The following is a 24553-nucleotide window of genomic DNA, read 5'->3' as shown; positions in this document are numbered from 1 at the left end:
TGTTCAGCTAAACCTGAGTATCCGTGTCCACTTGAGCATTGTCCGTCCCACTTGTAGTTGTGTCAGAATCCGCTGGCTTCGACTCCTGCTCAGGCTCGGCACGTTTTGCCTTCGGTTTAGCCAGCTTTTGCATCATTTTACGGCCCGTTGGTGTCTGGGCCAGTCCGCCTTGGGCCGTCTCCCGGTGGCGGCTCGGCATCGCACTGCCTACTTCCAGCATGACGTCGATAACTTCATCTGACGGAATGGCACTTCGCACTCCGGCCAGGGCCATGTCAGCCGCAGCCAGCGCTGTAACTGCACCCAGTCCGTTACGGACGATGCATGGAATTTCAACGAGGCCTGCGACCGGATCGCAGATAAGGCCCAGTGTATTTTTTAGCGCCAAACCAACGGCATGAACCACCTGTTCCGGTGTACCTCCACGCAGTTCAACCATGGCTCCCGCCGCCATGCCAATCGCGGAACCCACTTCCGCCTGACAACCACCTTCGGCCCCGGAGATAAATGAATTGTTCGCAATGACATAACCAATCGCTCCCGCACAGAACAAGCCGTTCACCAAGTGTTCGTCCGTCCAGCCAAACCGCTCCTGTGAGCTGATAAACACACCCGGGATAATGCCGCAGGAACCGGCTGTTGGTGTTGCTACAATGCGGCCCATGGAGGCATTCACTTCAGATACACACAGGGCGTACGCCATGGCAAGTGCGGAAGCATCTCCTGAGCAAGTCTCACCCTTGCGAATGTACTCGGCCATTTTTTTACCGTCTCCACCCGTTAATCCACTGCGTGATGTTGTATCTTCCGTTAACCCTTTACGTACCGCTTCCTTCATCACCTGATAATATTCAGACATCTGCTTCACAACATCCGCTTCCGGTGTATTGGTCTCCTGAACCTGCTCCTCAATCATCAGCTTAGCAATCGTTTTGGATTCCGCTGTACAGATCGTATTCAGCTCGTGTAAATGTTTAAATCGCATCCGAATCAACTCCTCTCTTCAAATCGATAACACGAATGTCCAGCACATGGTCCAGCTCCTTTAGACGCTTGAGCATATCAGGATTAGGCACGCCGTCCATCTCCATCGCAGTAAGTGCTTCGCCATCACGGGCTTTCCGATCCACTTGCATATACCCGATGTTAACCCCGGATGAACTGATCGTGGACGTTACCGATGCAAGCACCCCTGCTTTGTCTGCATGTCGCAGAACAAGTGTCGGAAACTCACCACTAATTTGAACACGAAAATCATTCATCGCATGCACCGATACACTACCACCACCAATGGATGCACCGATCAAGGAGCAGGCTCGTTCTCCATGCCACAATTCAATTTTGACGGTATTTGGATGAGGAGCAGGCAGGCCGCTTGTATAGAATTCAACCTCCATACCCGCTTCCTCTGCGTATTGCTCTGCATCGGGGATACGCGGATCGTCTGTAACATAATCCAGCAGACCACCGATCAGTGCCAGATCTGTTCCGTGCCCCTGATACGTATCAGCGAATGAACCGTAGAGCGTCAGCCGGGCACGTTCAGGCGTACAACCTAACCACTGACGAGCAATTCTTCCCAGCCTTGCTGCTCCAGCTGTATGTGAACTTGAAGGCCCCGTCATCGACGGCCCAATAATTGAGAAAACATCTTTAAATCGCACCTTGTAACCCTCCAATTGTATTCGTCATTTACATCCAGATTCCATGCCTTAATGTTCCTTTTTTACTGAATGATGACATCAAAAAAGGACAGAAGAAGACCCAAAGGCCCTCTCTCTGTCCTCGATACCTGAGAGTTTCACGATCAGCAGTGTCTCTCGACAAGGTGCATTGCCTGTGATTACAGACAAGGTCACCAGGCTCACTGATCATATACCCCTTGGGTGGCGCAGTTCGCGCACTCTCCAGAGCTGCGTCCAACGATGGTACATTTACCTGAGAGATTAACCACTGCGCCGGGTGCGCAGCAGCTTGCTCCTTCGGTGCCTGAACTCTAGCCATTTTGCTCGGCTAACCCAGGTCTCTCCCGCTCGTTATCATCCGCTGTATAGTAATATCCTGTTCGATCACTCGAACGTGTGTCTTCTGTTCAATTGAATTATATCTGGTACATATCTGGTACATATCTGGTACATATACTTACAGATTAATATGCTACACATTATATGTCAATAAAAGTGACGTATAATTATCATCTTTATCAACTCATTAGGAATGATTAGGCAGCTTCAATTCATTTATCCAAGCTTGAAGCTTCTCTTTCGTCCATCCTTCGTTTTCACCCATGACGGAGTACCGCAAGCCATTTTCACTCCATGATATGTTCCGAATGCTCTTCATATATGAACCCTCGGTGTTACGAACCTTAATCTTGGCTTCATCCGGCATTAGTGTATCGTCCACATTTTCTTCCGGCATCTTGAATACTGTCAGACTGACTTCTACCTTGTCGTCACGTACATAATACAATGTTACTTCATCTCTGCTCATCTCACCGCCCAATGTAGACATTTCGATCCGTGATCGTTCGAATTCTCCACTCATGTCCTGTAGGAACGGCTGTTCCAACGCTTTTTCCGCTTCCTTTAGGGTCACTTCGGAATTCTGCATCATATCGTTCAAGTCCTTCACATCGACCTCCTTAGGGATGTCAATTACGAAAGTATCCTTTGTGAATTCAGGGTCATACTGAATCGGATCATAGACCATTTCTGATTTCCCATCCCCATACGTGCTGTTTACTTTGACAATCATCCACGTTTTGGGATCTACCCAATACTCTGAAGATATGGAGAATGCGCCTTCTTCTTTTGGTGTCAATTCAATATGAATGACGTCCTGTCCATGAAGTTTCTCCTGTCCCATCATATTCACATCATGCGTAGTACGTAACCGCTCTAGTTGATCAACCAATATTTGCTTCTGGGTTTGATTAGGCTGTTGTGACACGGATGATGCATCCATGGAATATGCTGCTCCTGTTTCTTTTTCATAAAGGATGATCTCCTTTCCGTTATTAACTGCGTAACTGACATTGCCATTCTCGGATGTTTCCGTGCGCTTTCGTCCAGTTTCACCATCTACCCATTCCTTAATTTGCATGGTGTTAGTCAGCTTGTCGTCCGCCCATATCTTCATCACACCTTCCGCATAATATGAGGCAGGTTCTGTTTCTGCTGAGACAACCTTCTCAATCATATCGTCTCCTGACATAGCCAGCATATCCTTCTCCGCGCAACCTCCAAGCAGGGCGCCTGCAAGCAAAGCAGTACCCAGCATCATCCATCCTTTTTTCATCATCTTACCCATCCTCTCTGCGTTTACATTCTCCATGTTCAGGCAATCGGCATGCTGCCAGCGTTCCATATCCTTCGTATGACCACATGCGCATATCCCCTCCGTGCTTTATTGCAACCCGTTTGGCTATACTCAACCCCAATCCCGAACCACCTGCATACATCTTCTCCTCCTGATTCTGGTGTTGAACATAGGGTTCGAAGATACGAATGAGCTGTTCTTCAGGAATAGCAGGACCTTCGTTTTGTACTATGATCAATGTTGCTCCTGCCCTGTAGTTATCCAATTCAGCTCCAAGCGAAGGAATAATCCATTCAGGAAGCTCCCCATCTGAAGCAATAACCCCTAGTCCCATTACACCGTTCGTCCTTGTGTGGCGTAATGCATTATTGATCAGATTATCTGTCAGGCGCATCAGTTGTTCGGGATGAACTCGGTACAGTTGATCTGTGCGGACATCCATCTTCACGTCAATCTGCCCACGCTCGGCAAGTCCCTCATAGCTCCCAAGCAGCATATCGAAAAACTCCTCACCTTCCACCTCAACCATGGCCATCTCCGATTCACTGGAACCCAGCGCCGTATACATCTCAAGTTCACTAATCATCTGTTTCATCCGCTCCACATTCCCGAGCAACACATCCTGATATTCCTGCCTTTCAAGGCGTTCAATTTTACGATCACCGTTAAGAACTTCCGTATAGGCACTAATGGACATTAACGGTGTTTTCAGATCATGGGATAACGAGGCGATCATGAGCTCTTTTTCTTTTTGCTCCCGTTCCACATCAGCCCGAGTTTGTCTGATCTTGTTTTGCATTGCATCAAACTGTTGGAGCAATGTGCCCATTTCATCATGACGAACAGGTACCACATCTGGAGCAACCTCTCCCCGTGCAAAAGCATCCATTCGTTCTATGAGATATTTCATCGGCCGAAAGAGCTTTCTGGATAGAAGCCGCAGCACTGTTCCGTATAACAGGATAAAGAAAGCAGCAGCGAGACCCATGACCCAGGTTGTCCGCAAGGATATGCCTTCCAGCCAATCTCCACGCAGCATGACGATTTCGTAAATGCCAACCAACTCACCTTTTTCCCAAACGGGTTTTTTTAGCGAAAATGTGCGATGACGAATCTGTAAGTTGTACAAATTACGATACAGCTCCGCACCCCCAACGGTGTAAGCTCCAGCAGACCATGTACTCCCCCCCGATGTATACACCCGAATCCCTGTTGGTAAATACAGATCAAAGTTCACCCGACCATTCTCCAATTCGGAGAGTGCAGCGAAGGCATCAGGCGATTGCAGTCGGTACAGTCCCGGGTCAGATAAAGCCAGTTCAATAGGGGCTATCTGTCCGGACAACTCTACATATTCCGTTACAGCACGCTGATCATTGTAATAGTTATACAGGGAGTACAGCGCCCACCCAGCGACGACAGGCAGCAGCATTACAATGAGGAAGGCAAGCATTAACCAGTACTTCAGCTTCATTCCTCAGGCTCCCCCACGAACCGGTAGCCACTGCCCCACACCGTCTGAATCCAGCGTGGATGATGGGGCTCGTCACCAAGTTTGGCCCGAAGGCTCTTCACATGAACTGTGACTGTACTCGAGTTCCCCGCCTCTGGCTGACTCCAGACATGTTCATACAGTTCCGCCTTGGTAAACACCCGGCCCGGATGAGAGGCAAGCAGTATGAGCAAAGCCCATTCCTTGTTGGTTAGTGCCACATGTTCTCCATGAAGCTGTGCGCGCTGATTCAAATAATCGATCGATAACCCATCGTTATACTGCCGATCAGTCGAATCCGGCTCTACGCCCTGATATCTGCGGTACCTATTCAGATGAGATTTAATGCGAGCTGTAAGTTCCGTTAGACTGAAGGGCTTCGTAATATAATCGTCAGCTCCCAACCCAAGCCCCCTGACTTTGCTCTCTTCCTCGATTCGAGCACTCATCATGAGCAGCGGAACATCGCTGATCAGCCTGATGTTTTTGCATACCGTGAACCCATCCATTTCCGGCAGCATCAGATCCAACAAGACTAATTGATAGGTTCCCTCCCTAAAGTCTTCCCAGCTCTCCAAACCGCTTGATGCCCAAGTTACCCCATAACCCTCATGATGTAGATGATCTCTCAAAATACGGGCAATCTCCGGATCATCCTCCACCAGCAATATATTCTCGCTGTCTCTCATCGCTGCTTCATCCTCCCATGACTATATTGTAGCGAAGAAAAGTTGACTCTCCGCAGAGTTTATACTTTCTTCATAAATGTCCATTACGATCGTTATCTAATGCATGCAAAAAGAGCCCCCCGATTGTTCAGGACGCCCAGGTATTATTCACAATCTTAATCCTAAGTTATAGCTCCTAGAAAAGAAAACACCTCATAACTCATAGAAGATGCTCTTGTTCTGTACATAAGGTCTGCAATACTTGCTGCATAGCTTCGGCATGCGATCTTTCATCCATTCGTACCTCGACTCATTCGCCATCTGAAAGGCATAATAACCCAGTGTAAAGATCAACATGAACCCTTCCATTAATCGGATATCACGATCCGTAAGTGGCGCGATCTGTTTTGTATAACCTGATAAGAATATGTCACGTTCCTCCCGATTGAACATAAGCGCTGCCCCTCCGGCATCGAAAAGATAATAACCATACCCGTGTAGACAAAAATCAATCATGGAAATTCCTTGCTCCGTTATCAGCAGATTGTTGCGAGTAATATCCCCATGAATGATCCCCCATGTCCCCGCGTGCTGCGGGTATGTTTCTAACTGTTCATTAATGTTCTCAAACGTCTCACGAAGCAGATCAAAGTCTTCCGTTGTAAAAATCCCCAGTCGGACGCCTTCCTCTAGCTGCCCTAGCATGACCAAGTTCTCGTTGATATTTCCATATGCTGGCCGCACCTTTGTTCGATCTGTCTGATTCTGCACACGCCCATATTGATGAAGCATCTGCAGTTGTGCCCCAAGATCATAGATCTGCTCTGTTGTCAGGCGTCCTCCCTGCTGGATGTCTCTGCCCTCAATCCACTCCAGTACTGTACAGCAGATTTCTTTACCCTCTTCACTTTTCCATACCGTGACCCAATCTCCCGATATATTGCGTACCGGATGTTGAACGCGCAATGCTGTCGTTGCATTTAACTCATGAAGCAGGTTCATCTCTGCCTCCAGCGCAGGAGGCGTATGCTGAATGCCTGTCATACTTGCATATGCGGCTTGATGGATACGTAGCAGATACTTCTGCCCGCTTGCTTCATCAACGACATGATACGTCAGATTCTCATTGTGGCGAATATAAGATACGACAGGTTTCTCAATAGTGTAGTTCTGTATAATCTGAGCTGCCATATGGTCGTAAGACATCTGATCTGTAGCGATGATCAACATCTCCTTCAAAGTAATGTAAACGTTCTCCTATTACTAAATATCGTAGCATGGTTGCTTTATATACAGCAAATTCTTCCAAAATAAAATTAAAAAAGCACAACCCCCGAACAACCGTCCAGGCATTGTGCTTTCTTCCATGATCCAATTAACCGAAACGTCCCATAATGTATTCTTGCGTCAGACGATTGTCCGGGTTCGTGAAAATGTGCTCCGTATCCCCGTGCTCAATCATGCTTCCCAGATAAAAATAAGCGGTGTAATCTGAGATCCGTGCCGCCTGCTGCATATTATGGGTAACAATAACGATCCGCAGATCTTTCTTAAGCTCGGTAATCAATTCCTCAACCTTACCCGTAGACACCGGGTCAAGTGCAGATGCCGGCTCATCGAGCAGCAGAATCTGTGGTTCAACAGACAAAGCGCGAGCGATACATAGGCGCTGTTGTTGTCCACCCGAGAGAGACAGAGCTGACTCGTTCAGCCTGTCTTTCACTTCGTCCCAGAGCGCAGCACGACGCAAGCTTTTTTCCACAATTTCATCCAGTGCCTTCTTACTCTTCGTACCGCGGTAGCGGGGGCCAAACGCGATATTATTGTAGATGGACTTATGAAAAGGATTCGGCTTCTGCCACACCATGCCAATCTTCTGGCGAAGCTTGATTACATCGGTTCCAGGCTCATTCAGGTCGTTACCGTCCATCCAGATATGTCCCTCTGTACGGGAACCGGCAATTTCGTCGTTCATCCGGTTGAGTGATCGGAGGAACGTGGATTTACCGCAACCAGACGGCCCAATAAGAGCCGTTACACTCGCTTCGGGAAACGTCAGGCTAATCTGCTTGACCGCCTGGAAATGTCCATAATATATGCTTAACTGTTCCGTACCAAAAGGTATGGCCATGTTGGTTCCTCCTTATTTCGAAGCTGTCATGCGGCGGAATACAACCCGACCGATCCAGCGTGCACTTAGATTGAACGCCAGCACGAGAATGACAAGCACGGCGGATGCCCCTGCTGCCACTTCTTTGGAATCCGGCCCAATACCTTCACTATTCACTTTCCAGATATGGACAGCAAGTGTCTCTGCCGGACGGAAAGGATTAAGCGGGGATCTTGGACTCGTCGGATTCCAATCTGTAAAGTCCAGAGGTGGACTACTCATACCTGCGGTGAACATCAGCGCAGCTGCTTCACCAAAGATCCGGCCCGATGCCAGGATCGTACCCGTAATCAAGCTCGGCAATGCCACAGGTAGCAGAATGGAAGTGATAATCTTCCACTTGGACAGTCCAAGCGCCAGACCTGCTTCCTTCTGTTCCTTCGGAACGGCCCGGAAAGCCTGCTCCGTTGTCCGTACCATCAGTGGCAAGTTAAAGATCGCCAGAGCCAAGGCACCCGAGATCAGGGAGAAACCGAGACCAAATGTGTTTACAAGCAATAAGAGACCAAACAAACCAATAACGATGGACGGGAATGATGACAATACTTCAACGACCAGACGAATGAAGCTGGTAATCTTGCCTGGTTTGGCGTATTCCGCCATGTAAATCCCGCCGCCCCATCCGAGTGGAATGGTAACAATCAAGGTCAGAACAAGCAAGAATATGGAGTTGAAGAGCTGTGGACCAATCCCGCCACCACCCTTAAGCAACTGTGGTGCACTTGTCAGGAAGTTCCAGCTAATATGCCCAATGCCTCTATACATGATGAAACCAAGCAGACCGAGCAATAGAATAACAATGAACAGGGCCAATACAACAATAACGGATGTTGCAATTTTATCTACCGTCTTTGCCTTCATTTTCATACCCGGTTCCTCCTTTCAAGCAGGCGAACCAGAATGACGAAGACAAATGTCATCACCAGCAGGACAAGCGCCATACTCCACAGTGCATTGTTATGAACAGAACCCATCGTGGTGTTACCCATGCTGAGTGTAATTACACTTGTTAATGTTGAAGCTGATTCGAGCAAGGATGTTGGAACATGCGGCGCATTACCGATAACCATCTGCACAGCAAGAGCCTCACCAAATGCACGGGCCATCCCCAATACGACACCTGTCAACAAAGCTGGCAAAGTCGTTGGAATAATGACACGGTAGATGGTTTGCCAGCGAGTGGCACCCAGTGCGTAGGAGGATTCACGCAATCCTTTTGGCAAAGCGGACAATGCATCTGCCATAATACTTGTCACCGTAGGAAGAATCATTACCGCAAGAACCAGACATCCGGCTGCAATCCCGACGCCTGTTCCGCCAAAGATACTGCGCAGCAAGGGTACGATGACACTCAGACCGATAAATCCGTACACAACGGATGGAATTCCGGACAAGAGCTCAATCGCAGGCTGCAGGATCTTTTTCCCTTTACCCGGTACAATCTCTGTCATGAAGAGCGCTGCACACAAGCCAAGCGGGCTTGCGATTAATGCTGCAAGCAAGGTTGTAACGAAAGAACCTGTGATGAACGGCAATGCCCCGTAGAAAGCAGGTTCTCCAGTTGGATCCCACGTTTTCCCACCAAGAAACTCACTTATGCTTATTCCATTTTGGAAAAATGTCGATAGTCCCTTGGATGCTACAAAATAAACAATGGAAAACATGACAACGATCAGGAAAACGACACAAATCGACGTATAGATCCGTCCCGTCCACTCTTCCCAATAATGTTTCTCTTTTAAGGGCCGGCGCGGTTTCAACTTGTTATTCATTACCGTTCCCCCTTCGGTCTGTTCCATAACAACCATCCTTCTATAGTAGAATTAATGCAAAATATGGGATTATTTTAGAGCAAACCGCGTAAAGAGGCGGGACCTAAGTCCGCCTCTTTCGCTGTATGCGCAAGTTCAAAGATTACTCAATCACGTTACCTGCTGCATCGCGTTTTACTTTCATACCTGACATTGGAATGTATCCAAGTTCTGTCACGTCATTTTGTTGAATTTCGTCACTCAGAATGTAGTCCAGGAACGCTTTTGTTGCTGCATCCGGCTCACCTTTTGTGTACATGTGCTCGTAAGCCCATACTGGATAAGTTCCTGCTTCTACGTTCTCAACCGTTGCTTCTACACCTTCGTATTTCAGAACCTGCAAGCTATCATCCAGGTAGGACAGAGCCAGATAACCAATTGCGCCTGGAGTCTCTGACACGAGTTTCTTAACTGTACCTGAGGAATCTTCCTGGATCGAACCCTGAATATCTCCTACTTTTGTTCCCAGTGCAAATTTTTCGAATGTTGCACGCGTACCAGAACTGCTTGGACGGTTAACGATGACAATTGCTTGATCTGCACCGCCAACATCCTTCCAGTTCGTTACTTTACCGGAGAAAATGTCGATCAGTTGTTGCTTCGTCAAATCTTGTACACCTACATCTTTGTTGCTAACTGGCGCGATAGCTACAACAGCTACTTGATGATCCTTCAGTTCGCTTACTTTTGCAGCGTCATCGATTTTCTCTTCTGCAAATACGTCAGAGTTACCGATTGTAGCTTGTCCGTCGGATACTTGGGTCAAACCAGTACCACTACCGCCACCTTGCACTTGTACTGTTACGTTCTTATATTCATCAACTGCCATAAATTTTTGTCCAGCTTGCTCTACCAGAGGTTGCAGTGCTGTTGATCCAACGGCCAGAATGTTACCGCTAAGAGCAGCTTCTCCTGATCCATTGCTTGCGGCACCCTCTGTACCCGCGTCATTTTTCGATCCGCATGCTGCGAGTACCAGTACGAACGTTAAGGTCATCAAAATAAACGGCAACTTTTTAAACATGTTTTGTTTTCCTCCCCCAATGTAGTGATGGCGTTTTGTGAATTTGTTTGTTCACCATCAACTCTTTACTTATTGTAGTTTCGGTATGTCATCTTAAAATCAGTGTTTTGTAAACGCAATGTTAAAAATATCGGCTGTATATTGAAAATCATCTGAGACAAATTGCGCTGAAGTGGCGGCTTCAGGAACGGACGTTGTCTCAATCCGTATTGTGTCCAGATTTCCAAGAAAAAAATTTACTTATAGATATATAAAGTAGCTGATACCATGAGTGGCCGTTCCGGTTACGGATCATTCTTCTGAGACAAAGGCGAACGCTTCGCTTCTTCAGAATCGATTCCGTCCCCTTCACTACGATCGCGGTTTCCCTGTACTGTGCTGTGTCAGCGCTCGTTGGATCTCAAGCATTTCAATATCCTGCCTAGGAAATATGCAAAGAAGGCCAGCCCTACAATGGGCTGGCCTTATGTAAATGCTTAGGTGCTTAACACCAGCTGTGAGAGCAGCTTTTACATTTACAACAGAATTATCTTTCTTATGAATACTTAATGTAAAATCTAATTTTACTAACCCAGAATCCATAACCACAATGCCAACCCGGCTAGGGTAATTAACAATGTAGGAATCGTCAGGATGATGCCAGCCTTGAAATAATACCCCCATGTGATCTTCACACCTTTGCGGGATAACACATGCAGCCACAGCAAGGTGGCAAGAGACCCAATCGGAGTCATTTTGGGACCCAGATCGGAACCAATGACATTGGCATAGATCAATGCTTCTTGAATAATACCTTCGGTGTGCGCACCCTGGATGGCTAGCAGGTTAATCAAAACGGTCGGCAGGTTGTTCATCACCGAGGACAATACTGCCGCGATGATACCCATCCCGAGCGAAGCAGCCAGCAGACCATGCTCTGCTATGGCATCCAGCCAGCGACTCAGATGATCTGTTAATCCTGCATTACGCAGTCCATATACGACGACATACATACCCACCGAGAACACCACAATCGACCATGGTGCTTCCTTGATTACCCGTTTGAGGTCAACAGCCTCGCTCTTGCGTGCCAGTACAGCGAACAGCAAGGCCACGGAGCCAACGATAACCGATACGGGAATCGGGAGAAACTCACTGGATGCGTAAGCTACCAATAACAGTCCAAGCATGAACCAGGCGATTCGGAACATCCGTGGATCACGTATCGCTTCCTTCGGATCGCGTGCTGCGGAGATATCGTAGCGACGGGGTATGCTTTTGCGATAGAACAAAAACAGCATCCCCGTACTCGCTACGATCGAGAACAGATTCGGCACAACCATACGCACTGCATATTCCACAAATGTAATACCAAAGAAATCAGCCGATACAATGTTGACCAGATTGCTGACGACCAGCGGCAACGATGTGGTATCCGCGATAAATCCACTCGCCATCACAAAAGCCAGTACCATGCGCTCATCGAACTTCAACGCACGCACCATTGCGAGCACAATTGGCGTCAGAATGAGCGCTGCACCATCATTTGCGAACAAAGCAGACACTGCGGCCCCAAGCAAAATGGAGTATAAAAACAGTCTGCGACCGTCCCCTCCGGCCAGCCTTGCCATGTGAAGGGCAGCCCATTCGAAGAAACCCGTCTCGTCCAGAATTAGAGAAATCATAATAATGCCCACAAAGGCCAGCGTTGCATTCCATACAATGGATGCCACATCCGAAGCATCGTTCAAGCTCACAACCCCACACAATAGGGCGAGCAATGCACCACCCGAGGCAGTCCAACCGATGCCCAACCCACGAGGTTGCCAGATCACCAAGGTGATCGTTACTACAAAAATCAATATCGCTACGTATACCATAGTGCCTCCTGCTGTACCCTGTCTCGATATATTCTATCGTTCACTCCATCATTATATTGTAAGATTACACCGCATGATGCGCGGAAGAACCAGACGATATATTTATACAGGGCCGCAGGAGCAATGTCTATCTTTATTTTCTTCTATTCGAGAAAGTGTGTTAAATCATGGTCGACTACATCCCAGGATTTATTCTTTGCCCTTATCCTTCGGTGTATCCTCTACCATCTTGAACATACCAAGCAGTCCTTGTAATTGTTCTGCCATGCTATTCAAATGTGCCGAGGAGGATGCAATCTCTTCCACCGATGCCAGTTGTTCTTGCGAAGATGCAGACACGGATTCTGTATTCGCAGCCGATTCCTGGGTTACATTTGAAATATCGCTCATCGCCTTGGCAACGTGGGATGCACCACTCTCCAGTTGCTTCGTTGTTGCGGACAAGTCATCCAATGTATGAACAGCATCTTCCACCGCCTCCCGAATCTGAGCAAAGGATTGTCCTGACGTATTCACGGCCTGAATCCCTTCTCCTACCCGAGTCTGAGCCGCATTCATGGCGATTAGAGCGGCATCCATGTCCTGACGGATATTATGAACCACCTCACCGATCTGCGCTGCCGAGCTTCCCGATTCTTCTGCCAGTTTACGTACCTCACCGGCTACAACTGCAAACCCTCGACCCGCATCCCCCGCTCTTGCCGCTTCAATAGAAGCATTTAATGCGAGCAGGTTCGTTTGTTTGGAGATGGATGCAATGACGTCAACCATGCTACCAATTTCAACGGAACGAGCATTCAGAGATTGAACCACCGTTCCCAGCTGCTCCACCGTTTCCTGAATGCTGTTCATCTGTTCCACAGCCTGTCCAGCTGCCTCATTACCAGAAGAAGCTGCACCGGACGTATGCCGCATATTCGCCGTAATCGATTGCACACGCTCCGACATCATTCGAACATCTTCGGCCATTCGGCTCATCTGTCCCGATCCGTCTTTCACGCTGCTCACCTGCTGCTCTGCACCTTCAGCCAGTTCCTGAATGGCCTGTGTTGAATGTTCAATCGCTTTGGTCGTTTGTTCTGCACTGGCAGACAACTCTTGAGAAGAAGCTGATACCTGCTCTGTCGTTTCCTGCACACCCAGAATCATCATCCGCAGGTTATCCACCATACGTTCAAAATACTTCGCCAGTTCTCCGACTTCATCTTTACGTCCTGTTTCCATTTTCACAGTCAGGTCACCTTTACTTACCGCTCTGGCCGATTCCTGCAGTCGTTTGATCGGACGCAACATGGAGCGTGTGAACCAGATAATAAAGATGAGCGTAAGGAACGTGGCCACCAGAATCACTATCAATGTAATCATGCGAATATCCTTACTCGCATTAGTTATCTCACTCTTGAACATCGTTCCAGCTATTTTCCAACCCGTTGCTTCATTTGTATTAAAAATCATCATTTTCGGCTGCTCGTTAAATACGTAATCGAATTGTCCTTCTTGACCCTCATACATTTCATCCAGCGATCCGCTAGTTTCCTGTGTACCTGGCTCTACTACAGGAGAAACGACATAATTTTTGTTCGCATCCAAAATAATGACGTAGCCTTCTTTACCCACCTTAATGGATGCCTGCTCTTGCAGATCTGTCAAGTCCAGAGACAAGCCGACAACACCAGATTCGTCTTTTAATGTTTTGGAGATAAATACAACGGCAACGCCATCGGTATTCACGGACACAGCTGACACGACAGCAGTACCTGGTTTCTCCATCGCTAATTTATACCACTCCCGCTCCCTAGGATCATATGCATCTCCCCGTGTGCTACTTGCTTTTGCTTTACCTCGAACCATGACACCGTCCGTTGTTCCAACAAAAATGTTCATAGCATCCGGATGTAAACCCAGATACTGCTCCAGTTTCATTTGAATCTCTGTACTATCGTTTTCCCCTTTAATCAGGGTCGGATCAAGTGCATCCGCAAAATAATTAATGTCATGAATCTTGTAATTCACTTGGCTTTCTACAATGGCATTGGCAGTGCTCACACTTTGCTTGGCACTATCCACTAATTGTCCTTGTACGCCATCTTCAGCCATCGTTAGTGTGATCAAGCCGATTGCCAAGCTTGGCAGGAGCAGAACGGCCAGGAAGGAGACCAATAATTTGTTCCTTATATTCCAGACGAAACCTTTCTTTTTATTCTTCTTTTTATTCTGATTATGTTTTGGTTTGGCAGGCTTCGCTGCTTTCATTGGTTTATTATCCTGAGTTTCACTCATGTCTTTATCCCCCTCTAAATGTAAAAATGCCCTCTTTCTTTTATGTATGGAGCACTCTATAAGGCTTATCTATATATATCGGCTAAATGATCGGATTTATTTGAGAGAAAAATGTGCAGGCACGCCAAACAAGCCACCTCTGATCAGAAGTGACTTGTACAAGGTACAGGTTACTAATTATTCCATCTATTAGATGAAGTATTGGAGTACGGCTCACCTGGAGGTTGTGCCGATGGTTTACCAAAATAGTAGCCCTGTGCAAGCTCAATACCTATGGAACGACAGAATTCAAACTCTTCCATCCGTTCGATCCCCTCGGCAAGAACTTGCCCTCCAAATCGACTCGACATCTCAACAATATGAAGAATTTGCTGTTGTTTGGTCGGATCCTGATCACAACGGTCAATAAGACTTCGATCTATTTTGACAAAATCCGGTTCTAACCGATTCATCAACTCTATGGTCGAATATCCGGCGCCCACATCATCCAGTGCAACCGATATTCCACGGGAACGATATACCTCAAATATCTGCTGCAAGATGGGCATATGCTGAATCTGCTCTGTTTCCACGACTTCAAACACAAAATCTTTAGGGTCAAGCGAAAGACGTTCAATCGCTTCAAACGTATGTGTCAGACAATATTCGGGATTATATATGGAGGAAGGCAGGAAATTTACGAAGCGTTTGACACCATGCGGCAGAAAAAGGGCACTTGTCTCAATAGCAGTGATACGTGCCAATCGATCCAGAAAAGAATGTAGGCCGGTCTCACGCGCAACTTCAAATAATTCATAGGAACTGAAGGATTTTCCATTCTCAGCAGGACGAAGCAAAAACTCATACCCGACAATCTGCTCCGATGCATCAACGATGGGCTGCATATGACTGCTGAATTGATGCTCCATAATAATGGAAACAAGCTCCGCATGCTTGAAACGGGACTCCTGCATCGTTAGACTAATCCAGCTTTCTTCATTAGCCTGTTCGTATATAGGCATCATCTGAACAGTTAGGGAATCACGTAATGTTGGATACATCTCGCCGATCTCTTCGATTAAGCTCTGAACCGCCTCAGGATTCGAATAGTGCATCCACATCATGTCATCCGACGTCTCAATAAGTCTTCCCGGCGTTTGCAGCGCTTCCAGCAAAGCGGGGGAAATGGGACGCAGGTACAAGGTACCTTGGCCCTCTATAGGAAAGATTGGACTGCAGCCACTGCAATTCATGTAGGACCCCCTTGCCAATTTATGATTCCATGTCCATTAATGTTCACTTGTATATACCCAAAGTTTGTAAATATTATATCATGGGTCTCAAAATTAATCTCTACTGTTTTGATGACTTCCTGTATGACGGTTATTGAAAACAAATATATTCAAATTTGCAGAAAAAAAGACCGACAGTCTAATGACTGTCGGTCTCCTTCTCAGCTTATTAAACCTTTAAGAAGCGGAAATCACGATTTTCTGTCCAACTTTCAGGTTATGCACATTTGAAATTTTGTTAGCTGTCGCAAGCTTGCGCCAGTCCACACCATATTTCAAACCGATGCGGTACAGATTATCCCCTTTTTTCACTACATATACAACCTTGTTGTTGGTTGCCGGTTTCTCAGGTTGTGGCTTAGGCGTCGGTGTTGGCGTTGGTTTAGGCGTTGGAGCTGGCTCCACACCTGTCTCAGGCGTTGTTGTTGCTTCACCTGTCAGTTTCAAGCCGTACTCTGCGAAACCTTCATTGTTTGTACCGATGAATGACATCGCCGGGTTCGCTTCAACCAGATTTTTCGCATCCGGGGAAGAAGCAAACACAACTTCAAGATCGTTCAGCGCTGCTGCGGTTAACCCAGCAGATGGTTTGATTGGTGCCAGGGACCAGTTGCCGTCCGCTGCCGGATTAATGGTTTTATTCTCACGGATGTAGTCGATGATCACTTGACGGTTCTCATCCGGTGCAGCGAGAACGATCCGTTTGCCGTCCGGATTAGCCAGTTTGGATGAAGAAGCACGGTAGTTATTTGTCGCTACAATGAATTTTTGTGCTGGGTCAACCGGTTTGCCGTTAAAGCTCAGATCCTTGATTCGGCTTGCGGATGCATTAACAATCGTAGCTTTGCTATCGTATTTGGCTGGTTGGGTCACATCAATCTGATACGTTACACCATCGATAACATCGAAGTTGTACGTTGGGAAGTCATTGTTGATCAGTTGTTGTTGTCCACCTTTAGCCGGGTCGATCTGGTTGAACTGGCCTGCAGACCATTCCAGCCATTCTTTCAGTTCTGCACCGTTAACCATTACAGCATGTACCGTATTTGGATATACGTACAGGTCAGCAACGTTTTTGATCGCAATGGTGCCTTTAGGAATATTCGTGTAATACGAAGCGCCTGAACGTCCACCCGCTTTGAATGGTGCACCTGCGGACAATACAGGGATTTTCTCATATTCCGTACCTTGCATATGTTTTTCGACATACCATTTCTGTGCATTCGTTACGATCTGAATGGATGGGTCATCCTGAACCAGAGCAAAAAAGCTTTTGATAGGAGCAGTCGTTTCGCCCACCGGACCACGAACATATTCCAATGTACCTTCATGCTCTTCATGAACCGCATCAATGATGTCCTGATCCGCATCTACCAGTGGCTTTTTGCTCGCTGTGTCATAGATTGGGCGTGCTTCCGTTTTGGAATCTACCACTTTCCATTTGCCATCAACCAGTTCCAGATCGAGGTCGATGATACCAAGATGATCACCCCAGAACCCTGGCTCTACAGCAGGAACGCCATTAATTGTACCTTTCTCAAGGTCTACCCCTTTTTTGCCGGCAAAATCAGCACTCGGGAATACTTTGTGAGCATGTCCAAACAGAATGGCATTAATGCCTTCAACTTGGCTCAGATACAGTACGGAGTTCTCCATCAGATCCGTTTGAGGAATTTCCTCAAATCCGGAGTGAGGAATAGCTACAATAATGTCAGCACCTTCGGCCTTCATTTTCGGAATGAATTTTTTCGCGGTAGCAATAATATCCTTGGCGATTACTTTGCCTTCAAGGTTAGCGCTGTCCCACTGCATGATTTGTGGCGGCACAAATCCGATCACACCCACTTTGATCGTATGTTCTTTGCCAGTCTCATCCGTTACTTTTTTGTCCAAAATCTCATACGGTGTAAAATAGTTCTTGTCATTTGTCTCATCATCATCACCATCGTCTATATAAACATTAGCATTAATGTAAGGGAAGTTTGCTCCCTCCAGCGTCATGTCCAGGAAGTCCAGACCATAGTTGAATTCATGGTTGCCGATGTTACCTGCATCATAATCGAGCAGATTCATCGCTTTATATACAGGGTGAGTCTCACCCTTTTTCAGTGGATCAATTTTGGCAGCGTAGTCGCCAAGCGGATTCCCCTGAATCAGATCCCCGTTATCAAACAGCAGGCTATTCTTCGCCTCGTCACGGGCTTTCTTAATCAGTGTAGCTGTTTTGGCGAGGCCATACTGGTCTGTCTCTTTGTCGGAATAGTAGTCATAGTTAACCAGGTTGGTGTGAATATCTGTTGTCTCCATGATCCGCAGCTTAACTTTGGAAGCATCCGCAGCCGATACAGGTACTGGAAACACCGCAAGCACGTTTAATGCAACCAAAGCGGCAGTCAGGCTTGATAATACTTTTTTACTCGTTTTCAAAATAACCCCTCCCGGTTATGTACATTGAATCATGCATTAATGAGCAAACGAAGAGCGCAGAAAAAAGATAGATTTCATGGGTTGTGCGTACTGACGCTCTGATGACATGCATCGGAATTTCAGGTAAGTTTATCTCACATGAACATCTATTTATGTCTGTGCTTGTCGTTTACATTCCAAATCATAACGCAATGTTCAGTCATTGAAAAGCATTATTTTTTACATTACCCGCACATACATAGGAAAGTTTACATTATCATGCGTGATTTCGACATTTTTTTCAACATTTTAGTAGGTATATCGTACTTATTATCTTAAAAATACGTATATTACATGTGTCTTACATGTATAACCAATTTAGCGTTATTCATCCATACCAAAAACCGTGAAACCTTGATGGCTCTCACGGTTGGATTGAACTCTGCGCATATTTCGCATAAGGACGCTACTTTGCAGAGGTAATGTTCATAATCGGATTATTGTTCCCACACATGATGTTCATGATCTTTCCCAGTATATTCAATACGCGACGGGGTGATGTCCAGAATGACATAGTTTGGATCATTAGGTCCATCGAACCACGCCTTCAGTTCGTCGTTCCACACTTGCTCACGCAAGCCTTCGTTCTTTGTCACTTCACAGGTTCCTTCAATCTCAACGACTTCCTTGGAACCCCCAGCCTCATAACCAAGTAGCAGGCTAACATTCGGATTATTCTCCAGTTCCTCTACTTTGTGTGTACGGCGGTTCGTTGCCAGATGAATGTTCAGTCCATCGTTGAAAAGCGCCATATAGCGGGATTTCGGTTTACCATTCTCCACAGTGGAGAAACTGCAAAAAGGGTTGTTCTCCAATGCTTTTACAATGTTTTGTTCCAATTCAGTCTGGTTCATGGGAAGTGCTCCTTTCGGTTTTGGGGGATATTTGGGTGGACTCTTGTAGGCGGCCGTTCCGGGTACGGATCGTTCTTTGGATCGCTGTTATCTCACAATGATCCTGATCACTTCCTCATATGCATTGGATTAAAAACCGATTCACACTGGCACTACGATGACAGCACAACCTTCCAATCGCTGTTATCCCCAGATTTTTTTGATTCCCTTCTCTCAAAGGAAAAAATCCGTTGATAGCGTATGCTTCAGAAAGCTTTTAGGCGAGCGCTTCGCTTTTTCAGGTTTCTTCTGTCCTCTCCGTTATCGTATGAATGCTTAATTCCAAAGGATATTTGAGTGAAAATCCAAGATACATGCGAACGCTTCGCTTCCTCAGAATCGATTCCGTCCCCTCCACTACGTCTACCGTTCTCCCAAATTTGAGGAGTGGGTAAGCTAAAGTTCAAACAGATACCTGTACTTAACTTTGCAGGTTTCGTTTCTTTAGGTTATGTCCACTCCATTGTTGTGTATAAGTACAGTCAACTTACGTTAGGTTTAATAAGCCTGTACTTATAGTGTACCCACCTCACTTATGGTGAATCCCATGAACCTGTTTGCAAACGTGACAAAATTGGAAAAGTTCTTTATAAACATGTTTACATACAGGAGCTGGCACGAAATTTCTTCTTGGCAGATTTAATTCAAATCTCCAAGATAGATTGAGGAAGAGCCTGATTTAAGCAGCAACTCACCAATGGTTTTTGGATATAAACGAATCTGGGATAGCTCTTCAAGTGCAATCCATTCCACGGCGACTTGGTGGTCGTCTGGATTGGAGCCTTCAAAAATAGTTGCTGCCGGATCGATCAGGCTGCACGCAAAATAAAATTCAACCTGGTGGATGTCTGCATCCCACTCGGCGAATTCATGATTTTTTCCGATATATTCCCGGATATGTAACAGCTCTCCCACGTTCACAGCCTGACCAATCTCCTCCAGACATTCGCGCGCGACCGCATCCTTGAGTTCTTCACCTTTCTCCTGTCCGCCACCTGGAAATACATAAGCGGTACCATATTGGTCTTCCAGCCGGATGACCAGCAATCGTCCATCCTGCATAATGACGGCCTTCGCCGAGTTGCGTATGGGTTTCATTCTGTTGATCCACTCCCTGTTATTCCTAAATTATGCGCGGATAACTTAATGCCTTCCGATTCCAGCACACGACAAATTTCTTGAGCAAATGCGAGAGCATTCGCTCCGTCACCGTGAATACAGACCGTCTCTGCCTTAATGGAAACCAGCGTACCATCCATGGATACAACCACGCCGTCTTTCACCATCCGAAGCACTTGAGCAATCGCTTGACCCGATTCTTCAATGAGAGCTCCAGCTTGGCTGCGAGGCGTTAACTTTCCGTCCGCCCCATAGGTTCGATCCGCAAACACTTCGCTCACACTGCGCAGACCAATGCGATCCGCAACATGAATCAGCTCACTGCCCACCAGACCATACAAATACAGATCAGGCTGTACTTGGTAGATCGCCTCCACAATGGCTTCAGCAAGCTTTGCATCTTCTGCAGCCATATTGTATAAGGCACCGTGCGGTTTCACGTGATGCATTCGCCCCCCACTCGCACGGACAAAGGCATCCAGCGCACCGATCTGATACACCACCATGTCATATGCTTCCCGTGGCGTAATGTCCATTCGTCTTCTGCCAAACCCCTGCAAATCCGGTAACCCGGGGTGGGCGCCAATTGCCACCTGATGCTCCAATGCCTTCTCCACCGTGATCCGCATCGTAGCCGGGTCTCCTGCATGAAACCCGCAGGCAATATTGGCTGACGTAATGAAGGGCAGAATGGCTTCGTCCGATAACGTGCGATATATACCATAACTTTCGCCCAGATCACAATTGATATCCAAGGTTTTCGAGGTATTCATTGAGCGCCCTCCATTCCTGCCATTCTTCTGCGTATCAGCTTATCCATGAGCTGCATATTGGTCTCCTGTTCCATGTACAACTTCCGGGCTCGATCATGTGTAATCTGCGCAAAAGAAATTCGAGTTCCCAGCCTAGCCTGAGCCAGGATTGGCATATCCACCTGAGCTACCTGTGCTATCACAGGATAACCTCCAATCGTCTGATGGTCTGCCATCAAGATGATAGGCTGACCATCAGGTGGCACCTGCACCGTGCCATAGGTAATGGCTTCAGACAACCGATCGAGCGGCTGATCCAGCTCCAGTCTGGAGCCTTGCAAGCGATAGCCCATCCGATCTGATTGCGGAGAGATCACGTATGTTTCGGTATAGAATTGCTCCAGACTTTCTTGACTAAACAGCAAATTGTCCTTGCTCTGCATTACACGAATAACATATCTGCCATCATAATCAGGTCTTTCCCGCTCTGACAAGAACCACGCAGGCGCCAATAATCGGTGGTCCCGTTCATTTTCCTCTGCCTTCTTCTCCATACGTTGCATCCATACTCGCGCTTCAACCGAAGGTTCCCCCATAGGCAACAGATCCCCCACATGCAAAGCTCGCCCCTCCACACCGCCAAGACCTGTCTTGAGGTCTGTACTTCGACTGCCCATCACTTCAGGCACAGCTATTCCACCCGCAAACGCCAGATAACCGCGCAAGCCATGACGACATGAACCAAACTTCAGTACACTTCCAGCCCGCACCAACACAGGACGCCACAACGGTACAGGCAAATGATCCACGGTTGCCGTCAGATCGGCCCCACATAATGAGATAAGCTGACTCTCCTGAAATCGAAGCTCCGGCCCCGTCATCGTCATCTCCAGCACTGCCGCATGGCGGGAGTTGCCCACAAGCATATTGGCTGCTCTGGCTGCAAAGGTGTCCATGACCCCTCCAGGATGAATACCATACCGGCGATAACCGGTTCTGCCTTCATCCTGAACGGTAGATAACAGACCAGGGCGAATCACTTCAATACTCATCGTTCCCCCTCCATCCGCTTCAACGCCAGATAGTCCTGCATCGTAATCTGTTCAAATCGAACCCGATCACCTGCTGCCAGCAAACTCGGTACGTTCTCACCCGGCCGAAACAACCGGAGTGGCGTTCGTCCAATACATTGCCATCCTCCGGGTGTGTCCACCGGATAGATTCCTGTCTGTTTGCCACCGATTCCTACTGTACCGGCTTCAACTCGCAGCCTTGGCGTGGCCCGTCTGGGCGTAGCAATCTGTTCGGATAACCCGCCCAGATACGGAAAGCCTGGTGCGAATCCAATCATATGTACGAGATAATCCCCCGATGTGTGAATCGCAATAACGTCCGCTGAGGTCAGTCCATGCTCACTGGCAACATAGTCCAGATCAGGCCCCCATTCGCCACCATAACATACGGGAATCGTGACCGTTCTGGACTTGTCTTGTACGGATTCCTTCATTTGATTCAACTGTTGAAGCAGAATCCGGCATAACTCGGGGTACAGGGAGATGAACGGATCATAAAATACTGTAACTGACGTATATGAGGGCACCCATTCGATCATGGCTGGCAAAGTGCTTTTTTCCAGCAAAGCACATACAGACATCACTCTGCGCTGCACAACGTCAGACAATTGATCCCCGCACTGGATGATCACGGCTGTCTCACCCAGCGGAGACAAGATCTCCTCTGTCCATGCATACGTCAATTCGGTCATGCACCATCTCCCCTTTGTCCACAAAGTTTGCTAGCGCTTTAACGTCAGAGCATCCATCTATTGTGAATCCTTAGACGAATTCAAATGCACACTGCAATTGTACAGTTCACATTGCCATGTATCATCGTTCTTGGTAATCCGGGTAATGGATGTGTTGGACAGCTTCACGCTAACATCAAGCTCAGGCACCAGCCCTCGAAGTGTGTTACGCAGGACGGCTCCGTGACTGACAACGATCACTCTTCCATCAGGGTGCTGCTGTACAATATCCTCAAGCACCGCACTGCCTCGAACAGTCCCTGCATCTGCAAGCTCCCGCCCCAGATCCAGGGTGCTCCAGTCCGCTCCCCACTTGGCTAACCGTTCCTCTTCCGTCGTTCCTTCGACCTGTCCTCCGCCCATCTCGCGAAGTCTGGGGTCCAGATGAATCTCCTGAATGCCCAAGCGGTCACCGATGATGCGAGCCGTCTCACTTGCACGCTCCAAGTCACTGGCATAGATGGCATCCCATGATTCCTCAGCCAGTCTCGCGGCAAGTAAAACGGCCTGCTGCCTTCCATCCTGATCCAGCGGATTATCCGTCTGTCCCTGCGAACGTTTTTCCTTATTCCACGCGGTACTTCCATGGCGAATCAATGCAAATTGAGTCATTGTTGGTCCTCACCTTTTTCGATATGAAGTTCATCTTCTGTAAAATGTTTGCGTGCCTTCGGCTTGGCAAATTTGCCGCCATTATATTGATCTGAACCGTTTCTCGGAATGGAGAGACTATCCCAGGCTGTTTCTTTAAGCATTTTCGCGGCAAATACAATCTGCCCGACATGGTACGGATAATGCGCCAATTGCCGGATAATGGCCTCCATGACGGTGTGTCCTTCATTGCGAATGTATATGATATGAGACAATTGCTCCGGTGTAAATGAACGAATGGCTTCAAGCAGACAATTCCAGCCTTCCTCCCATTTGGCAAACAACTCTTCCCGGGAAGCAATATCATTCACGAACTCGGCATCTCGTTCACGCCACGGTTTCTCACCGTCTGTTGTCAGTACATCCGTCCAACGGGACAGCATATTGCCCCATAGATGTTTTACGATCACCGCAATGCTGTTCGCGTCTTCATTCCAGGATTGAAACAATTGCTCGGACTCCAGTTGTGCCATCGCTTTTTCCCCGAGCTGCTTGTAATACAGGAATTGCTTCTCCGCTGTCTCCAGAAAAACCTGATTCATATCCATCCGTTAACCACCCTTCGGAAAAGTAATATAGCCCTGATCACGTTCAGACCGATACATCACCGTTACCTACATTATTCAGGAAATGAGAACGTACCGTCTGCATTTGGTTCAAATGGAATGACTTTACGAACCGCATCCAGATTGAGCTCTCCATAGATATGTGGAAATAGTTCATTCAATTCGTACAGATCCTCATACACCAGTTCCGGCTTTAATGCCTTCTCATCAATACTAAGCAATAACAGATCGGTGCGGCCTGCATAGTATTGCCCGGCTACCCAAGGAATCTGCTCCTTGGTGGAACAATGAATGAATCCGTCCGTCTCCAGACTATCTGGTGCATACTCACTCCCTTTTGACACTTGCTCCCACAACGAACGGGAAATAATACTATAGATCATGGTTCCGCCTCCTTCAATTTCTG

Annotated in this window: 22 protein-coding genes and 2 riboswitches; all 22 genes read right to left on the bottom strand. The window is 47.4% G+C overall.

From position 1 onward, the window contains the following. Positions 1-7 precede the first annotated feature (7 nt). The 22 genes from sdaAA to ABTV53_RS01780 all read right to left on the bottom strand — a co-directional run bounded on the left by sdaAA (position 8) and on the right by ABTV53_RS01780 (position 24530). Positions 8-985 carry an L-serine ammonia-lyase, iron-sulfur-dependent, subunit alpha gene (sdaAA, locus tag ABTV53_RS01885; protein WP_433749985.1) on the bottom strand — a complete coding sequence of 326 codons (978 nt, stop codon included), beginning with the start codon at positions 983-985 and terminating at the stop codon, positions 8-10. Then, positions 975-1664: an L-serine ammonia-lyase, iron-sulfur-dependent subunit beta gene (sdaAB, locus tag ABTV53_RS01880; protein ID WP_433749983.1), complete on the bottom strand. Its 690-nt coding sequence runs from the start codon at positions 1662-1664 to the stop codon at positions 975-977. Before sdaAB ends, sdaAA begins: the two co-directional genes overlap by 11 nt. Before the next feature lie 113 nt (positions 1665-1777). Further along, a riboswitch (glycine riboswitch) is annotated at positions 1778-1913 on the bottom strand. Between the two features lie 4 nt (positions 1914-1917). Continuing rightward, positions 1918-2042, bottom strand: a riboswitch (glycine riboswitch). 169 nt (positions 2043-2211) lie between these two features. Further along, positions 2212-3303, bottom strand: a complete 1092-nt coding sequence (locus ABTV53_RS01875; RefSeq protein ID WP_433749981.1) for a LolA family protein — start codon at positions 3301-3303, stop codon at positions 2212-2214. Position 3304: 1 nt separating this feature from the next. Beyond that, positions 3305-4795: an ATP-binding protein gene (locus ABTV53_RS01870; protein WP_433749978.1), complete on the bottom strand. Its 1491-nt coding sequence runs from the start codon at positions 4793-4795 to the stop codon at positions 3305-3307. After that, positions 4792-5502 (bottom strand): response regulator transcription factor, encoded by a 711-nt coding sequence (locus ABTV53_RS01865; protein WP_433749975.1) that lies wholly within the window; start codon positions 5500-5502, stop codon positions 4792-4794. Before ABTV53_RS01865 ends, ABTV53_RS01870 begins: the two co-directional genes overlap by 4 nt. A gap of 192 nt (positions 5503-5694) precedes the next feature. After that, a complete protein-coding gene (locus ABTV53_RS01860) occupies positions 5695-6711 on the bottom strand; it encodes a phosphotransferase enzyme family protein (protein WP_433754007.1) in 1017 nt (338 codons plus the stop codon). Between the two features lie 145 nt (positions 6712-6856). After that, positions 6857-7612, bottom strand: coding sequence for a phosphate ABC transporter ATP-binding protein PstB (gene pstB, locus ABTV53_RS01855; protein WP_433749972.1), 756 nt, complete (start codon positions 7610-7612; stop codon positions 6857-6859). A gap of 12 nt (positions 7613-7624) precedes the next feature. Beyond that, positions 7625-8512, bottom strand: coding sequence for a phosphate ABC transporter permease PstA (gene pstA / locus ABTV53_RS01850; RefSeq protein ID WP_091038374.1), 888 nt, complete (start codon positions 8510-8512; stop codon positions 7625-7627). 2 nt (positions 8513-8514) lie between these two features. Next, complete coding sequence (gene pstC, locus ABTV53_RS01845) at positions 8515-9450, bottom strand: phosphate ABC transporter permease subunit PstC (RefSeq protein ID WP_433749969.1); 936 nt, start codon at positions 9448-9450, stop codon at positions 8515-8517. A 115-nt stretch (positions 9451-9565) separates the two neighbouring features. After that, positions 9566-10486, bottom strand: coding sequence for a phosphate ABC transporter substrate-binding protein PstS family protein (locus ABTV53_RS01840; protein ID WP_433749966.1), 921 nt, complete (start codon positions 10484-10486; stop codon positions 9566-9568). Between the two features lie 566 nt (positions 10487-11052). Continuing rightward, positions 11053-12345 carry an arsenic transporter gene (locus ABTV53_RS01835; RefSeq protein WP_433749963.1) on the bottom strand — a complete coding sequence of 431 codons (1293 nt, stop codon included), beginning with the start codon at positions 12343-12345 and terminating at the stop codon, positions 11053-11055. Positions 12346-12534: 189 nt separating this feature from the next. Continuing rightward, positions 12535-14625 carry a methyl-accepting chemotaxis protein gene (locus ABTV53_RS01830; protein WP_433749960.1) on the bottom strand — a complete coding sequence of 697 codons (2091 nt, stop codon included), beginning with the start codon at positions 14623-14625 and terminating at the stop codon, positions 12535-12537. A gap of 173 nt (positions 14626-14798) precedes the next feature. Beyond that, the gene (locus tag ABTV53_RS01825) at positions 14799-15857 is read right to left on the bottom strand and encodes an EAL domain-containing protein (protein WP_433749958.1); all 1059 of its coding nucleotides are present in this window, start codon (positions 15855-15857) and stop codon (positions 14799-14801) included. A 216-nt stretch (positions 15858-16073) separates the two neighbouring features. Continuing rightward, a complete protein-coding gene (locus tag ABTV53_RS01820) occupies positions 16074-18323 on the bottom strand; it encodes a bifunctional 2',3'-cyclic-nucleotide 2'-phosphodiesterase/3'-nucleotidase (RefSeq protein WP_433749955.1) in 2250 nt (749 codons plus the stop codon). Between the two features lie 476 nt (positions 18324-18799). After that, a complete protein-coding gene (locus ABTV53_RS01815) occupies positions 18800-19216 on the bottom strand; it encodes a pyridoxamine 5'-phosphate oxidase family protein (protein WP_278297177.1) in 417 nt (138 codons plus the stop codon). Between the two features lie 678 nt (positions 19217-19894). Next, complete coding sequence (locus tag ABTV53_RS01810) at positions 19895-20353, bottom strand: NUDIX domain-containing protein (protein WP_433749952.1); 459 nt, start codon at positions 20351-20353, stop codon at positions 19895-19897. Further along, positions 20350-21147: a LamB/YcsF family protein gene (locus tag ABTV53_RS01805; protein ID WP_433749949.1), complete on the bottom strand. Its 798-nt coding sequence runs from the start codon at positions 21145-21147 to the stop codon at positions 20350-20352. The genes ABTV53_RS01810 and ABTV53_RS01805 overlap by 4 nt, the downstream gene beginning before the upstream one ends. Beyond that, a complete protein-coding gene (locus ABTV53_RS01800; protein ID WP_433749947.1) occupies positions 21144-22178 on the bottom strand; it encodes a biotin-dependent carboxyltransferase family protein in 1035 nt (344 codons plus the stop codon). The genes ABTV53_RS01805 and ABTV53_RS01800 overlap by 4 nt, the downstream gene beginning before the upstream one ends. Further along, a complete protein-coding gene (gene pxpB, locus ABTV53_RS01795) occupies positions 22175-22891 on the bottom strand; it encodes a 5-oxoprolinase subunit PxpB (RefSeq protein ID WP_433749944.1) in 717 nt (238 codons plus the stop codon). The genes ABTV53_RS01800 and pxpB overlap by 4 nt, the downstream gene beginning before the upstream one ends. Before the next feature lie 57 nt (positions 22892-22948). Then, positions 22949-23542, bottom strand: a complete 594-nt coding sequence (locus ABTV53_RS01790) for a histidine phosphatase family protein (protein ID WP_433749941.1) — start codon at positions 23540-23542, stop codon at positions 22949-22951. Beyond that, positions 23539-24129, bottom strand: a complete 591-nt coding sequence (locus tag ABTV53_RS01785) for a DUF1572 family protein (RefSeq protein ID WP_433749938.1) — start codon at positions 24127-24129, stop codon at positions 23539-23541. Before ABTV53_RS01785 ends, ABTV53_RS01790 begins: the two co-directional genes overlap by 4 nt. Positions 24130-24200: 71 nt before the next feature. Then, on the bottom strand, positions 24201-24530 hold the full coding sequence (locus tag ABTV53_RS01780) for a DUF952 domain-containing protein (protein WP_091038169.1): 330 nt from the start codon (positions 24528-24530) through the stop codon (positions 24201-24203). Between the last annotated feature and the right edge of the window lie 23 nt (positions 24531-24553).

This window comes from Paenibacillus amylolyticus, assembly GCF_050990605.1.
In the GTDB taxonomy this organism is placed as follows: Bacteria; Bacillota; Bacilli; order Paenibacillales; family Paenibacillaceae; genus Paenibacillus; species Paenibacillus amylolyticus_H.
Note: the sequence above shows the minus strand (reverse complement) of the source record. Positions and strands in the feature narration are given on the sequence as shown.